Genomic DNA, 14,962 nt, shown 5'->3' on the forward strand with positions numbered 1-14,962 from the left:
CGGATTGTGGCTGTTATCGGATGGAATACGTTCTTATGTGTCAGTTATGAAGAGTGCTCTTACCTATCTTTGCGTTATGTACCTGTTACAGAAATAAAATCCCCTTAGTCTGTAAGTGAGATTAATTATCAAAGAGTTTAGGGAATCTAATTAACTCATGCTTTATGTGAAATACTTTATACTTTGACTTGAGGTAAAATATTTCATGAAATATAAGTTTTTACTTTAGCAATCGTTACCTTTAGTATTAAATATCACTGTCAATAACACTGAAACACTCTGATACAATAATTTATCTTTGGTTATATATTTATAGTTGGGCTGGGAAAATTAATGTATTTATATGAAAGATTTATTGAAAAAATGAAAGTAAATTATAAATTCTTAATATTTTTCTATTTCTAAAAAATAATTTTAAAGAATGATAATCCGTTTTGTTTCAATATCTTATAGTGATGGTTTGATTGCCAAACCATCCGTCCTGTGAATGTTTCTTACAAATGAGACGAATCCTTGTGCTATTGTTCGAATCCTCAATAAACAGCCAGAATGTGGCGCAAAGGAAATTAAATTATGCTAACTAACTTATACGTTAAAACTTCTGTATTTTTGTCCCAGTTTAAAAATGACGAGCGCGGTGTTACTGCAATTGAATACGGTTTGATTGCTGTTGCGATGGCAGTATTAGTAACTACAGCAGTTGGTACCGAAGGATTTATAGGAAGATTAGAAACTGCATTTACATCTGTAGCTACAGCTATTGAAACAGCTGGCAATTAGTAATATTTGATTTAAATAATACTTAAATTATCTTACCAGGCCTTTGTATTTACATTGGTCTGGTTGTTCTAATTTACATTATTTATTCTTTGATATTGCTTTTCTATTTTTACTAGGTGAAGAGTCCTAATTTTGAGTCTGGAAGTTTACTTTTTAGTTTTGGCATTTATATGTCTGTGTATATGTTTTTCTGATTATTTTTATCGAAAAATACATAATTCAGCTTTACTTATACTCCTAATTTTTCAAGTCTTTTTTTCACCATTAGATATCTACTTTACTAGCTTTGCTTTGGTACTAGGGATAGGGCTGATACTTTACGCTTTGATTTATATTGGAGCGAGCGATATCAAATATGCCTCTGTTATGTCACTTACGGTCGCTTTTGACGACATATTGTGGGCTTATATTACAACGTCTTTTGCTGGTGGTTTTTTAGCGGTTTTTTACTTTTTGTCTAGAAAGTTACTGAGCAAAAAACGGTTTAATCAAGAAGGGATTCCTTTTGGAATAGCAATAAGTATTGGATTCTATCTAATAATTTTGATTCAAAAATCACCAAGCATTTAAACCTCTGATAATAGGTAAACTATGAGAACTCCGCTGATTATATTTATTACGATTGTCGCTTTAATAGTAGGTGCTCTCGGTGTCGTTGACTTTTTAAACACTAAGGATAAACCTACAGTCATCACTGAAGTAGTCAGTCCAGAAGAAGATCAGTATGTCGCTGTATGGGTAACGATAAATTTCTATAACAGAGGTGATGAAGTTACATCGCAAGGAGTGGTTAAAAAACAGCTTCCACTTAACGAAGCCTTAAAGCTGGGCATACGAGAAGACGCGGAAATTAGTTTTTCACCTTCTGTCTTGCTTAACCGGAGCCTGAAAACGGGTGAAGTCGTATTGCCAGAATATCAAGTAGCTCCGAACCAACCTGGTTATGTTGATCTTTTGGTGTCCCCAGGAATGACTTTATATCCACTACAAATCAGTAACCGTAACCTAATTAAGGATTACATACGTCCAGGCTCATATATAGATATCCTTACCGTAAGTTCACCCAACGAAAATCTCGCTGGGAACCTTGATAAGCCCAAACGTTTCAAGGGTGTGGAAGCAACTATGTTCCTTAAGAATGTCAAGGTTCTCAATATTGGTGGTGGAGGTGACGACAGTGAAAATAATTATGTTACTGCTCAATCCCCCGTTGAAGAGGACGGGGTGACAACGGTTGTTATCGAAGTTGACCCCAATGAGTTGACAAGACTCGCTTTAGCTCAGCGAACCATGCACATAGAGGTTTATCGAAGTCAAGCCTATACGCAGTCTGAGCATGCTGAAGTGCGCAATATCATTGATAATTACACAGGAATTGAAGAGTTACGCGGTAACGAAAAAGAACGAAGAGAGGCTTTGTAATGTGGATAGATAATCGATTTAAACAGGCAATATGTGTCTCATTTGTCTTTATATTATTTGGCTTATTGGCCGGGAGGCACGTTTATGCCACAGATCGTTCTATTACACTTAATGATGGCCAACATATCCAAGTAAACATGCCAATAGGCAAAGTATTTATCAGTAATCCAGAGGTTGCCGACTATAAAGTTATCAACGAAAACACCTTGGTCGTCTATGCGAATGAGGTAGGGCAATCACGACTGATTGTCTATGGCACAGACTCTAGTGTCCTACTTTCTGATCGTATTGTTGTTGACCTTAACTTGAGCGAAGTAAGGCGCCAACTTAAATTTCACTATCCTGATGTTCAGGTAAAGGTTCAATCTATCGGTACACAGGTTGCTGTTAGTGGTGTTGTTGACTCAGAAGAAACACGTGATGATATTTACCGCTTAGTTGCTACTTTACTCGGTCGTGAAAAAACTGAGAAATGGAATCAGGTAGAGAAGCTCACTTTTGAGTCTGAAAACACTCGTTATGAAGAGCCTGAGAGCATGGTCTTTGCTCGTAATATGACTTGGGAAGGCATCATTGAGCGAATAAAGGTAACAACAACGCAGCAAGTTAATGTCAAAATATCTATTGCCCATGTTACAGAATCTTTTGGACAAACGGTTGGTATTGATTGGGGTTCTATCGGTGCCCGTGTTGGAAGCTTCGTCTTTGATCAATTTAATGCAGCTAACTTAGGCACCATTATATCTGCATTAGGTAATGATGAAATAGCCCAAGTGTTGGCTGAACCAAACTTAACGGTGTTGTCAGGTGAGTCAGCAAGTTTTCTTGCTGGCGGTGAAGTACCAGTAATCGTATTAAACGATCGTAACTTGACGGTTAGCTTCAAGCAGTTTGGCATTGGACTAAATCTGACGGCAAAAGTTCTTAGCCGAGATAAAATCCAAATGCAGCTTGCGCCCTCGGTAAGTGAGGTAGAAGGTTTTGTGGAATTTGAAGGTTTAAAAGTTCCTCAATTTACTCTGCGTAAAGCGCTTACAACAGTCGAATTATCAGATGGCGACAGTTTTATATTAGGTGGTTTAATGAGCAGTGCTGATTTTGAGGAAATGCAAAAGGTTCCTGTAATTGGAGATATACCACTATTCGGTGCCGCGTTTCGAAAAGCAAAGACTGAGAGAAAACGTACCGAGTTGATAATAGTTGCTACGGTAAATCTTGTTGAGCCAGTCAGACCTAACGACATTCAAGTTCCATACATCAACAAAACTTCTACGCTAGAGCGTTGGTTGAATATTAATTCGGATGATAGTTTTCAGCCGTCATCGGACGCGACAATTCGTTTATTATCCGAGGGAGGGTTTATTCAATGAAGAAGCTTTTACTTACTACATTATTGGCCTCATCACTATTGGGATGCGCAACAGAGCGGTACTTTGGTGGAAATGGCGTAGAAGCCTTGGTTTATAAAGAACATCATTCTTTTTCTTTTGTGATTAAAAATAAAACCGAAACCGAAAGAGAGTTAAGACGGCTAGTGGCAAAGATTGAGTCAACAGATAATGAAGCTACCTATGTTATCGACTATAAAAAAATAAGCAGTAAAAGGATGCTAGAGAACATTTTTGCTCAATACCCAGCACACGTAGCCGATCCTAAGAGAGCTGTTTATCGCCATGCCAACTCTTTACCTAATGATTTGCGTGTTCGAGTAACCTTAAGACTTATGAAGACGCAACAGTGCCTCCCAGCGCAGATTGAAGTCGAGTCAAGACAACCAGATTGTTTTCTGGAATCAACGCGCTTGAAGCAAGTGTCTTACAAGTCTAAGTTGGTAGGAGAACAATGATGTTTGATTTAACCAAAGCATTGACAAATAAAGAAGAATCAACGCATTCATTAACATCTAGTGGCTCTGGATGTACATTATTCTATCAGTCACAACATTGTTTGGACTTAGTTCAAGAAGTGTTTCGATTCGAGGGGTGGGATGATCCGGAATACGAAAAAGCCAAAATAGGTTCAACTAAGTTAACTGAAAACCATGCTAATAAAATGGTCATCCTCGAGCTGATTGAATCAGACAATGTGGTTGAGGATGCCAAGTCATTTGCCGCAAAACTACCTACGCATAAAGGGGTAGTTGTGATTGGTAAAGAGGACGCTATTTCTACACTACGCTCACTTAAAGAGATGGGCTTTTACTACGTATTTTGGCCAGTCGATAAACAAGAGTTTGCTGACTTTTTGATCCATGTAAGAAAAAACTTGGAGACATTCTCTGGTGTTAGCAAAAAGCGCAAGGCGAAGCGTGTCGCAGTCGTTGGCTCAAAAGGTGGTGTTGGAACCTCCTTCGTAACGACGGAGTTAAGCTCACTATTATCTACGCAGAGCTCCGATACAATATTAGTCGACCATCAGTATACAGATACTAATATTGACATTTTATTGGGTCTGAAGAATTTCAGTACCCGCAGTGTTGACGAGTTTTCGACCCCCCTACACGACATGGATGAAGAAGGTGCATTGAGTTACTTATCTGATGTGCGAAAAAACTTGCGTCTACTCGCTATTGGGGGAGAGATGCGTAGTGAAGATACTCTAAACTACAGCCAGACGCTATGTCATCTCTTGGCTCGCAACACTAACTTTATTATTGAAGATTTTTCCGGTGGGGTTGATTTTAAAGTTGAGCCTCAGTTATTGGTAGAAAATTTTGATATTGTAGTGTTGGTGTTAGATGCGTCGGTCTCTTCGGTAAGAAATGCGAAACGTCTCATTGAAAAAATTGCCAACCTACAGCTTACTTTATCCTCTCGTACTCGCGTTATAACCCTTGTGAATTATCATCGCCCACAAAGCTCGTTTGTCCTGAAAGGTAAAGATTTGGCCAAGTATTTAGGGGCCGAGGTTGATCTAGAAATTTCACACTGTAAGACACTGTCACATATTATTATTGATGGTAAGAGCGGCCACAAACATGATCGTCAGATTAGCCGTTCAATAAACCTCCTTGTAAAGCTAATTAACGGCCAACCTTTTAATAAAGGTATGGGTTCTTGGTTGAATAAGGTGCGTACTAAGTGAATTCTAATAAAGAGTTATATCTTGCATTTCGTGGCCAGATTTTTGAAGCTCTAGATGCTGAGGCGGTTCAGAGAATGAGCCGAGCTGATCTCGAAGGACAAATACAAAGTGCCGTAGATCTTCTTGCAAATAACTACCAGCGTCCTATTACTTCGACGATGAGATCAGGACTGGTTAAAAGCTTGATCGATGAGCTATTTGGTTTAGGTCCTTTACAGCCTTTAGTAGAGGACCAATCTATTTCCGATATCATGGTAAATGGACCTGATAACATCTTCTTTGAGCGGCATGGTAAAGTTCAAAAATCAGAAGTGTCGTTTGTTAATGAAGAGCAATTGTTAGCGATTGCGAAGCGTATTGCGTCGCGTGTTGGTAGGCGTGTCGATGAATTGTCTCCAACGGTTGATGCGCGGCTCGATGACGGAAGTCGTGTTAACATTGTTATCCCACCCATTGCTTTAGATGGAACTTCAATTTCAATCCGTAAGTTTAGAGAGCAAAATATTGATTTTGAGGACTTGATTGGTTTTGGTTCTATGTCTCCAGAAATGGCCAGAATATTGATGATTGCATCTCGTTGTAGGATGAACATATTGATTTCTGGTGGTACTGGTTCAGGCAAAACCACACTCCTTAACGCTTTGTCTAACTATATTGCAGAAGATGAACGTATCGTTACGATTGAGGATGCCGCCGAACTTCGCTTACAACAACCTAATTTGGTTAGATTAGAAACCAGAACTTCCAGTGTTGAGCAGACTGGAGCGATTACCCAGCGTGACTTGGTAATCAATGCGCTTCGTATGCGCCCAGACAGAATTATTCTTGGCGAGTGTCGTGGCTCTGAGGCATTCGAAATGCTGCAAGCTATGAATACGGGTCATGATGGTTCTATGTCTACATTACACGCCAACACTCCGAGAGATGCGATCTCGCGTGTTGAGTCGATGGTCATGATGGCGAACTTGAACCAGCCTCTTGATGCGATTCGAAGAACGATTGTTAGTGCGGTTCAAATGATTGTGCAGGTCAACAGGCTACGTGATGGCTCCCGTAAAATCACTAGCATCTCTGAAATTATCGGTCTAGAGGGTGACAATGTCGTTCTGGAGGAAATTTATAACTTCCGTTTCGATGATGCACATTTTGGAGGAACCGTTAAAGGTGACTTTTTTACCAATGGTCTCATGCAACGTTCTGAACTTGTTAAGAAAGCTCAGTTTTTCGGTTTATATGATGAGTTAATGGCATCATTTAAGGTGGTATAAAATGCTTTGGCTCTCATTTATTCTTCTTGTGTTCATCCTATTTTTAGTTATTCGCCCTAAATCTAAAAAGATCGATTCATTTTTCAACAGTGAAGAGATTGAAGCGGAGAGCTTCAATGCGGTTAACCTTAAGTCATTGGTTGAGAGAAAGAAATGGCAAAAGCTTGGTGCATCGATTTTGACAACACTAAGAGTTTTGGGGCCTCGTTCTTCAGTTTGGGCTAGCTTTTACGTTGTGCTTAGTGTGGCAGCTTCATGGTACATAGTCATCACATTGCTAATGATTGAAAATAAGGCTTTAGTTGTTGGCCTTTCGTGTGTTTTTATTTTTGCGGGTTATCGTTCCCTTGTGACAAAAAGGCGACGTGACTTCGAGAACACCTTTCCAGATGCTTTGAATATCTTGATGAGCGCAGTCTCCGCTGGAGACAGCTTGATGCAAGCGATTATATATGTCGGTGACGTTATGGACAATGCGATTGGTCGCGAGTTTAAACGTATGGGCGATAGATTTAAGCTAGGTGAATCACCAGATGTAATACTGCATCGGGCATGTAAAACTTACCCTTATCCCGAATTTCTATTTTTTACAGTGACTATCAGAGCAAATATAGCTCGGGGTGGCCAGCTTAAGGGCGTTTTAGCAAGGTTAATTAGGGTGTTAGTTGAATCCAGAACCTTAGAAAAAAAGAAAATGGCCATGACATCCGAAGCTAGGATTTCTGCCAAGATTGTGGCAATGATTCCTGTGATTTTTATGTTATTGCTCAACTATATAAACCCTGAAAATATAGATTTCATTCTGCATGATCCTTCTGGTCGAGGGCTGCTTTATTACGTTGTTGGTAGTGAATTCCTTGGGCTGTTTATCGTTTGGCTACTAGTGAAAGGGGTTCGTGCATGATGTTAGTCGGCTCTATCTTAGTCTTATTATTGGTCTTACTATTTTTGTTGTTTGATTCACTTCGTATGACACAACGAAATAAGAAAGTTGCACTTTTAATTGGCACACAGAGCTCACGGACTCCGTCGAGGGTCAACCGATTTTTTGTTCGTTTTGGCAAAGAGCATCGGCACGAGCTAGAGAAAAAACTCATAGATGCAGGCATCTATAACAGAGAGTTAGCGAAGTTCTATTTCCCAGCAAAACTCATGATATTGATAGTTGTAACCTCTTTGATATTGATATCCGATATGACAATGCAGAACCAATTAATGTTTGGGATATTGAATTTGATTGGAGTAATTTTGTTGCCAGATACATTACTTCATATAAAAGGTAAGTTGTTAATCGGTAAAATCTCGGCGCAGTTACCATATCTGCTTGATATGATGGCGGTTTGTATACAAACAGGGATGACAATAGAGGCTTCTTTGGTTTATTTGGGTGAAGAGCTTGAAGAGTTTGATAAGGATCTATGTTATCAAATTCAACGAACATCTGATTCCGCAAAAATACATGGATTAGAAAAAGCGTTGAATGATTTTGCTGACCGCGTACCTACCACAGCAGTACGAAGCTTTGTGCTCACTATTATACAGAATCTTCAATATGGTACATCTGTTGCTCAGGTATTAGGTGATCTTTCTGAGGATATGCGGAAAGTGCAGATTCTGACGGTTGAAGAAAAAGTAGGTAAACTCTCCGCGAAGATGAGCTTACCTCTGATCCTATTAATTATGTTTCCAATAGTCGTTTTAATTCTTGCACCAGGAATTATGCAAATGATGATCAATATGTAGGAGCTTAGTTTGTCATGAAGCGTATCTTTATTTTATTTCTCTCTTTATTTGCTTTGATTGGTTGTCAGTCAACCCCATCCAACCAGAATCTGAAAGATGGCACTGTCACACGCATGGAAAAGGTTAAAAACTACGACGGCTTAATTAGGCATTATAAATCGGAGTTGGAACAAAATGAACACGATCCCAAAGTGAAGGAAAAGCTTGCTAAGGCTTATTTTCAGAAAGGGGATATTGAGTCGGCAAATTTCTATGTGCAGTATTTGAGAAAAAAAGGCATAAAAACCGCAAGTTTATATCAGCTAGAAGGACAAATTTTTGATGCTGATAATAAAACCGAAAATGCTATTAATGCTTATTTATCCTCGATTCAGTCGGGCAATCAATCTGGACACATTCATGTCCTACTCGGCGTTTCTTATGCAAAATTAGGTAAGTATGATGAGGCTTATGAGGAGCTAAATAATGCACGTTTGCGCGGTTATGATGATTTGGCAATCAAAAATAATATTGCCATGATTCATATGGCTAAAAATGAATACGAAAAAGCAATAGGAATATTAGCGCCAGCTCTACGAAGCAACCCAGAAAATGAAGTGTTAAAGTCAAATCTTGCTATCGCACTTATGAGAGATCAACAGATAGACGTGGCAAAACAATTACTTGAAGACGATTTTTCTAAACGAGAATTGAACAGTATTGCTTCTGAATTAGGCCGCTCTGGAGTGAATCATGAGGAATATTAATAAGCAAAAGGGGGTAACGGCAGTTGAGTTTTCCTTAGGTGCTTTTATCTTGTTTTTTGTTACTTTTGCCATTTTCGAGTCAAGTTATTACACCTATGTGGTTAACATGACAGAGTATTCACTCAGAGAAACCATCAGAAACACTAAAATCCATGAAGGAAAAAGTGTTAACCAACAATATAAAGAAAAATTTGAAACACTAATAAAAGACAGAACAAATCTATGGCATTTCCTCATCGATAGCTCGAAATTTTCTTTCAACGGTCGATATTACCGAACCTATCAGGATTTTATCGATGATAATGGTCATTCTGACCAGGCCTTTAGTGAAAATTACAATTTAGCTGAGATTACAGTGACCTATCGTTACTCTCCGATTATTAAATTTGTTAGCGCCATTGATCGAGACATTTCGAGCACCATGGTCTTAAACCTTGAGCACGAGGGTTGGAGCAGGGATGCGTCTTAAACAAATTTCATCGATTAAAAAGCATCAAAAGGGCTCATTTATGATTGAGCTGCTATTTGTTGTTATTGCGTTATGGGGAGTCTATCTTTTTTCAACAGACTTGAGTCAGCAGCTACTTTTACGTGGAAAGCTCGATCGTTCTAGTTTTGCATTGGTAAATGTACTTAAAGAGCGTACTCGGTATTTTAATGCGAATATTTCTAGAGGGTTGAAACTTGAGGTTAGCCAAAGGGATTTAGAAAACTTGCAAAAGGTTGCCAGTCGCATGTTGAATGTGGCAGAAGATAATGTCGCTATACAGATAGAGTCATTAACCAATAAAACTAGCACAATAAAATTCACAAGTGGACAATTCCTCGCTCTCAACTGTAGCTCAAAACCCTTAATTGAGCGAAAGACATTAGCACCAGTTGAAAAGAGCATCATTTATCCCTTGTATCAAGTGAGCCTTTGTATAGAACACAAATCTTGGTTCACGCCGTTTTTTAATGGTGGGATAGATACAAGATTGAAAATTCAGTCGTCTTCGATAATGCCTGGGAGGTAAGCAATGCTGATTAGGCAGACTCAAAATAGTAGTTTAAAAAAACAACAAGGTGTTGCTGCAGTATGGATGGGCTTGTTGTTAGTACCAATTATGGGGGTGACTTTTTGGGCAGTAGAAGGTTCACGTTATGTACAAGAGTCAAGTAGGTTGAGAGACTCCGCTGAGGCTGCAGCGATCGCAGTGACGATTGAGGATCGAAAAGGTAGAGCTGACTCAATGGCAGAAGAGTACGTGCGGAGCTATGTAAGAGATATTGAATCAACAGCATTAACCACTTCGCGAGATTACCGAGCGCGCGACGATGCGAAGGGTATTAGAGAGTACATAGAGTATACCGTTGATGCAAGAACCACCCATAAATCATGGTTTGTAAGCAACTTCATCCCTTCATTTGACCGAAAACAAGAGTTGGCAGGGCGCTCAGTTGCGGGAAAGGAGCCGATTCAACCAGGGGAAGATACTATCGATATTGTGTTTGTATCTGATTTTTCAACTTCAATGTATGGCAGTAAACTCAGAGTTTTAAAAAGTTCAATCGATCAAATTTCAATAAAAATCCTCTGTGAGTCACCTCGTTATGACCAGCAAATATCTTCTTACATTTGTGATGACAAAAGGGCGACTGGAGTCAATCGAATTGGGTTTGTGCCATTCAATATACGAACCAGAGAAATGATCTGGAGCAGAGATGGGCGTGCGGTCAGTCAGTTGGTTTACTTGAATGGTGATGCTAGCGTTTCTACATACACTTACAATGATATCGATTGGGATCGGTGGCGTATGTCTTCTAAAGAAAGTGTCGAAAAGTGTGCGCAGAATTATTTCAATTGTAATGTTCCTCAATGGCAAAATCATCAACGCGCTAAACGAATATTTGATGTGGTTGGAGATTATAGTGATCCGGATATGTTTGATTATATTGACTTTGATGCCACAGTATCAGATATGTTTAACGACAAGTCACGGTCCAAATCTAACTTTTATAGAACGACAAAAGGCGTACGGTTATATAGTGGAAGCCTGCATGCTCAATTTCAAAATATTCTACTCACCAACGACTTATTAGATTTAGAAGCTATCCAAAACATGACAGCAGCCGGTAATACCGCGGCTTACCAAGGGATACTGAGAGGGCTACAGGTGTTAAAACAAGGTCAGCCCTCTATCGATGCCGATGAAGAAGTTCAACAAGCATACCAGAACAAAAATAAGATGTTACTAATCTTAAGTGACGGGCAGGAAACAGATGAGAGAATAATAAATGAGCTTGTCAAAAATAAAATGTGTGATAAGGCAAGAGAAGAAATTCCGGGACTCTACATTGGTGTAATCGGTATCAAATTTTCGGCATCAGATCAAAACGGTTTTAAAGAATGTGTTGAAAACGAAGACGAAGATATTATTGATGTATCGAATTTAAATGAACTGATTGAAAAGATAGAAGAACTCATAATGAAAGGCTCAAGAGGGCTGGGAATCACTAGGCTATATCAGAGGTAAAATATGAAAAACTTAGTCATGAATACAGTCGCTCTTTTGGCCATGCCATTAAGTGCAATAGTTCAGGCAGACGAAAAACGAAGCGTCTATTGCGACGCTACATTTAGTGAATACCAACATAATATTATCGTTGATGATGTTATTGGTTTAGCAAAACACCGGCAGGGTTTCTTGCAGATCGAGCAGAATTCCAACGACAGCGAGCTAAAGAAAATGTTGGTCGGTCAGTCAAAGCTTGGATTGGATAGGTCGCGTTGTAGAACTTGGATAAACAACCAAAATAGACATCAAAATGATGGAACAGTTGCGCGGTTGCACTTTGGTTTTGACCAATCTAACTTAACGGCCATGGGACGTGATGCGCTAAGTCAGCTTGCCGAAAGCCTAAAAAATGAGGACAGTGCGATAGCCATAGAGGGGCACACAGATAACAAGGGCTCTGAGGGTTATAATCAAGCACTAGGATTAAGAAGAGCGTTGGCGGCCTCGGGGGCATTACTTACCGAAGGCGTCGATGCAAACAGGATTGTTGTTCGCTCTTATGGTGAAAACTTACCTATCGCTACCAATTCAACAGAAGAGGGAAGGGCACAAAATAGGCGTTCAGAGATCAAAACGTCCGAGAGAAATTCCACTCTTTCACCAGAATAAGTAACATCTGCCTCTTTTTATCAAGGAGGGGCTAGGTAAGGAGTTATAGGGAATTATTTTAGAGCCTACCTAATCGCCATGATTACTAATTTTATAAGCGCCAGACATTTCTCTGGCACTTATATGCTGATGACCCTGTATAAACTTATAGTTTGGCTTTGAATGCTATATGATGGACAGAGTGAAGTTGAGTGGGCTGAAACCGTGAAATCTGCTGTTGAGTTATTCAAAGAACAACAAGAAGTCGAGCGTAATAAGGAAAGTTTTGTTGAGGGATAATTGCAAAATATGAAGACTTGGCGTTTAGGCTTCACTTGTAGACGGCACGGTTGTTATTTAGCTTTTGAGGCACATGAACAGATTCGTGTGTCTTTCCACTCGTTTTCTCAAGCGACTATTATCGATTCATAATAATTGCTGAGTTATCCGTTTGGTGCTGTGGAGTACTATCAATACTAAAGAGAATGAAATGTTATAAAATAGATTTTTTCTCATTGTTAAAAAATAATTTAATAAGAATCAAATATAATTGATTTTTAAATTTTTAATGTGGTTGTTTTATTTTTAACACTATTTTGTGTCACTTTTGATAAATTTTACAATAATTTTATAGATTATTAGCTCTAAATTTATTGTCATTTTTCTATAATATAGGATAAAAGTAAAATATGGATTTTTTTTGGCTTTCTCTTGTTGTTATGTTGATAAATCGCTGATTATTAATGCTTTTAATTTGTTTTTTTTAGTTTGTGGAGTAATGACTGAACTTCTAGCTTGATAAAAATAAGTATTTCGTTCTTTTACTTCTTGTATTTATTTTTTAAATGGATTTTTTAAAATTTATGGTTCGAAATTTTGACATATATTCATTGTTATTTGTGTATTGAGGTATCTTTTTCTATGATTATTATTTGATCAAAATCTAATTTATACATCTATCACTAATAAATAATCCAATATAGATCTCATAGTAATAGTTTTATCATTTGTGGATTTTTATTCCTGATGCACGATTTGTTTGAAAGTTGAACAAGTTGCCGTTTTTTTGTTCAGCTCATGGAAGTGGTAAGCGTTTACGTTTACCTAATAACAATGCATATAGGAACACAACATGAGAAAAAAAATCGGTTTTATTACCGCGTTAACAACTGTTTTCGCGATACTCCCCGTCTATGCTGCTGATATCACCAAGGCGTATACGACATCTTTGTACAAACTCGACGATAGAGATGCTCGAAGTAAAAAAATTCGCCTGATCTATGCACTGGAAAATGTCTGGAATACAACCGCCTGGCCAAGTGGTCATAAAGAAGTACGCCTGGTATTGAAAGGGGGCTCAGGCTTTGATATGACTAATGTTCCAAGCAAACAGACAACATACAGTTTCCATGCTGGGGGAGATTATCGCTACACAGTTCCAACTGCGTTTAAATTGGGAATAAGTTCTGTAGGAGGTTCGCCTCTCCGTCATATCAGCCACGCACCAGAAAATACCATAAGCAAATCGACCGTCAGCGAAAACCTTGAGTTTAATTTAGGGCTTAGTGGTACAGCCGCAGCAGATCCATCACTTGGAGCATCAGCGGGTGTTTCTTACGCTTATCGCGTAACGTACGATCAGCCAGAGTTCAGAACCACGGCAGATTTTGACCAAAGTGATGAGAGTGTAGAGTGGATGATAGAAAACCAAACCATTAATAACCGCTACCCTGCGAAAGAGAATCTTATTCGTCACTGGACGAAATGTGGCGATAACTTTCTTCCATTTAATAAATTGCCTGTCGTTATGCGCTCTGACTTCAAGCCTCAAGTTGGAACAGTTTACCGGAAAAAGAACATTAATGATGGCTATAACACAAGCTATATCAAGTTAACTGCTGAGTGGCGTAAAACGGACTACTATTTTGCTCAAGACTGGTGTAGCTGGTACACAACTTTCACATGGGAAAATAAAACAGATACCCATCATTGGACTAGCGCAAATCGCTATGTTGCAGTGAATTGGAGAGATGCTTTATATCGTTAATTTGATTGCCCATACCGAATTAAACTCGGTGTGGGCAAGATAATTTGGGGAGGACTTAATGCCTATTACTATGCGAAATTTTTTATTGATAGGGATCCCGTTGCTTATTGCCTTCGGTTTCATTATCTGGCCAGAGACGGTGAAAGAACAGACCGATGTTATTTCTGACATCGAGCCTGTGGCGGAATTAACTAAGGTGCCCACGTTGAATCAAGCCAACGTTGAAAAAAACCAGGTAATGCAAACTTCGCCAGGCACTGCTGAGATGTTAGCTGAGGGATCTTTAATTCTTGAGTCAGAATCAGAACAACCTGCTCAGGCTTGGTTGTCCCAACCAACCAATGCGTTAAGTAATGCCTTGTATGAGTTTATAGAAACAGAGCAGGTCAGTTACTTGAGTACTGAAGATGTTCCATTTAGTGAAGAGCAGCGCAATGCGATTATGGCGTTATCTAAAGATGGTTCCATGTTGATGTTTGACAATACTGAGTCTGATTATTTGGACAGCTATGGTCTGAGTGAAAGTGAGGTGGTTTCTGAGTTTTTTGGTAGTGCGGCAGAAGGAGATGTGATTTTGGCCACCAGTGTACGCAATGAACAAGGAGGTATCCACTATCTTGTTCTTCCTTTACAACAGACTGATGGACAGAGCGAAGCTGAGTGGGCTGAAACCGTCAAATCCGCTATCGAGTTATTCAAAGAACAGCAAGAAGTCGAGCTTAGTAA

16 protein-coding genes are annotated in these 14,962 nt (G+C 39.0%); all 16 read left to right on the top strand.

Features of this window, described 5'->3' with window-relative positions; genetic code table 11:
- The first annotated feature begins 573 nt into the window (after nucleotides 1-573).
- Nucleotides 574-780 carry a Flp family type IVb pilin gene (locus tag RH40_RS04660; protein WP_009600215.1) on the top strand — a complete coding sequence of 69 codons (207 nt, stop codon included), beginning with the start codon at nucleotides 574-576 and terminating at the stop codon, nucleotides 778-780.
- A gap of 132 nt (nucleotides 781-912) precedes the next feature.
- Nucleotides 913-1,350: an A24 family peptidase gene (locus tag RH40_RS04665; RefSeq protein WP_009600216.1), complete on the top strand. Its 438-nt coding sequence runs from the start codon at nucleotides 913-915 to the stop codon at nucleotides 1,348-1,350.
- Nucleotides 1,351-1,371: 21 nt separating this feature from the next.
- Nucleotides 1,372-2,202, top strand: coding sequence for an RcpC/CpaB family pilus assembly protein (locus tag RH40_RS04670; RefSeq protein ID WP_009600217.1), 831 nt, complete (start codon nucleotides 1,372-1,374; stop codon nucleotides 2,200-2,202).
- Nucleotides 2,202-3,572, top strand: coding sequence for a type II and III secretion system protein family protein (locus tag RH40_RS04675; protein WP_009600218.1), 1,371 nt, complete (start codon nucleotides 2,202-2,204; stop codon nucleotides 3,570-3,572). Before RH40_RS04670 ends, RH40_RS04675 begins: the two co-directional genes overlap by 1 nt.
- Entirely contained in the window at nucleotides 3,569-4,048 is a 480-nt protein-coding gene (locus tag RH40_RS04680; RefSeq protein WP_009600219.1) for a hypothetical protein, read from the top strand. The genes RH40_RS04675 and RH40_RS04680 overlap by 4 nt, the downstream gene beginning before the upstream one ends.
- Nucleotides 4,048-5,286 carry a CpaE/TadZ family protein gene (locus RH40_RS04685; protein WP_009600220.1) on the top strand — a complete coding sequence of 413 codons (1,239 nt, stop codon included), beginning with the start codon at nucleotides 4,048-4,050 and terminating at the stop codon, nucleotides 5,284-5,286. The genes RH40_RS04680 and RH40_RS04685 overlap by 1 nt, the downstream gene beginning before the upstream one ends.
- Nucleotides 5,283-6,554: a TadA family conjugal transfer-associated ATPase gene (locus RH40_RS04690; RefSeq protein ID WP_009600221.1), complete on the top strand. Its 1,272-nt coding sequence runs from the start codon at nucleotides 5,283-5,285 to the stop codon at nucleotides 6,552-6,554. The genes RH40_RS04685 and RH40_RS04690 overlap by 4 nt, the downstream gene beginning before the upstream one ends.
- A 1-nt stretch (nucleotide 6,555) precedes the next feature.
- Nucleotides 6,556-7,458 carry a type II secretion system F family protein gene (locus RH40_RS04695; protein WP_009600222.1) on the top strand — a complete coding sequence of 301 codons (903 nt, stop codon included), beginning with the start codon at nucleotides 6,556-6,558 and terminating at the stop codon, nucleotides 7,456-7,458.
- Nucleotides 7,455-8,297: a type II secretion system F family protein gene (locus RH40_RS04700; RefSeq protein ID WP_009600223.1), complete on the top strand. Its 843-nt coding sequence runs from the start codon at nucleotides 7,455-7,457 to the stop codon at nucleotides 8,295-8,297. The genes RH40_RS04695 and RH40_RS04700 overlap by 4 nt, the downstream gene beginning before the upstream one ends.
- Nucleotides 8,298-8,311: 14 nt before the next feature.
- Nucleotides 8,312-9,043 (top strand): tetratricopeptide repeat protein, encoded by a 732-nt coding sequence (locus tag RH40_RS04705; protein ID WP_009600224.1) that lies wholly within the window; start codon nucleotides 8,312-8,314, stop codon nucleotides 9,041-9,043.
- Nucleotides 9,030-9,512: a TadE family protein gene (locus RH40_RS04710; protein ID WP_009600225.1), complete on the top strand. Its 483-nt coding sequence runs from the start codon at nucleotides 9,030-9,032 to the stop codon at nucleotides 9,510-9,512. Before RH40_RS04705 ends, RH40_RS04710 begins: the two co-directional genes overlap by 14 nt.
- Nucleotides 9,502-10,059 (top strand): tight adherence pilus pseudopilin TadF, encoded by a 558-nt coding sequence (tadF, locus tag RH40_RS04715; RefSeq protein WP_009600226.1) that lies wholly within the window; start codon nucleotides 9,502-9,504, stop codon nucleotides 10,057-10,059. Before RH40_RS04710 ends, tadF begins: the two co-directional genes overlap by 11 nt.
- 3 nt (nucleotides 10,060-10,062) lie before the next feature.
- Complete coding sequence (locus RH40_RS04720) at nucleotides 10,063-11,559, top strand: pilus assembly protein (RefSeq protein ID WP_009600227.1); 1,497 nt, start codon at nucleotides 10,063-10,065, stop codon at nucleotides 11,557-11,559.
- A gap of 3 nt (nucleotides 11,560-11,562) precedes the next feature.
- Entirely contained in the window at nucleotides 11,563-12,210 is a 648-nt protein-coding gene (locus RH40_RS04725) for an OmpA family protein (protein WP_009600228.1), read from the top strand.
- 1,111 nt (nucleotides 12,211-13,321) lie between these two features.
- Nucleotides 13,322-14,236, top strand: a complete 915-nt coding sequence (locus RH40_RS04730; RefSeq protein WP_009600230.1) for a leukocidin family pore-forming toxin — start codon at nucleotides 13,322-13,324, stop codon at nucleotides 14,234-14,236.
- A 58-nt stretch (nucleotides 14,237-14,294) separates the two neighbouring features.
- Nucleotides 14,295-14,962 (top strand): hypothetical protein (locus RH40_RS04735; RefSeq protein ID WP_009600231.1); only part of this gene is annotated, 668 nt, incomplete at its 3' end.

The sequence above is a fragment of the Vibrio caribbeanicus ATCC BAA-2122 genome, assembly GCF_000165125.1.
GTDB lineage: Bacteria > Pseudomonadota > Gammaproteobacteria > Enterobacterales > Vibrionaceae > Vibrio > Vibrio caribbeanicus.

What these genes read in the sequence shown, in the direction of transcription:
- RH40_RS04710 (WP_009600225.1), top strand. Translation starts at nt 9,030, where the DNA reads ATGAGGAATATTAATAAGCAAAAGGGGGTAACGGCAGTTGAGTTTTCC.
- RH40_RS04700 (WP_009600223.1), top strand. Translation starts at nt 7,455, where the DNA reads ATGATGTTAGTCGGCTCTATCTTAGTCTTATTATTGGTCTTACTATTT.
- RH40_RS04670 (WP_009600217.1), top strand. Translation starts at nt 1,372, where the DNA reads ATGAGAACTCCGCTGATTATATTTATTACGATTGTCGCTTTAATAGTA.
- RH40_RS04730 (WP_009600230.1), top strand. Translation starts at nt 13,322, where the DNA reads ATGAGAAAAAAAATCGGTTTTATTACCGCGTTAACAACTGTTTTCGCG.
- tadF (WP_009600226.1), top strand. Translation starts at nt 9,502, where the DNA reads ATGCGTCTTAAACAAATTTCATCGATTAAAAAGCATCAAAAGGGCTCA.
- RH40_RS04675 (WP_009600218.1), top strand. Translation starts at nt 2,202, where the DNA reads ATGTGGATAGATAATCGATTTAAACAGGCAATATGTGTCTCATTTGTC.
- RH40_RS04680 (WP_009600219.1), top strand. Translation starts at nt 3,569, where the DNA reads ATGAAGAAGCTTTTACTTACTACATTATTGGCCTCATCACTATTGGGA.
- RH40_RS04660 (WP_009600215.1), top strand. Translation starts at nt 574, where the DNA reads ATGCTAACTAACTTATACGTTAAAACTTCTGTATTTTTGTCCCAGTTT.
- RH40_RS04685 (WP_009600220.1), top strand. Translation starts at nt 4,048, where the DNA reads ATGTTTGATTTAACCAAAGCATTGACAAATAAAGAAGAATCAACGCAT.
- RH40_RS04695 (WP_009600222.1), top strand. Translation starts at nt 6,556, where the DNA reads ATGCTTTGGCTCTCATTTATTCTTCTTGTGTTCATCCTATTTTTAGTT.
- RH40_RS04725 (WP_009600228.1), top strand. Translation starts at nt 11,563, where the DNA reads ATGAAAAACTTAGTCATGAATACAGTCGCTCTTTTGGCCATGCCATTA.
- RH40_RS04720 (WP_009600227.1), top strand. Translation starts at nt 10,063, where the DNA reads ATGCTGATTAGGCAGACTCAAAATAGTAGTTTAAAAAAACAACAAGGT.
- RH40_RS04705 (WP_009600224.1), top strand. Translation starts at nt 8,312, where the DNA reads ATGAAGCGTATCTTTATTTTATTTCTCTCTTTATTTGCTTTGATTGGT.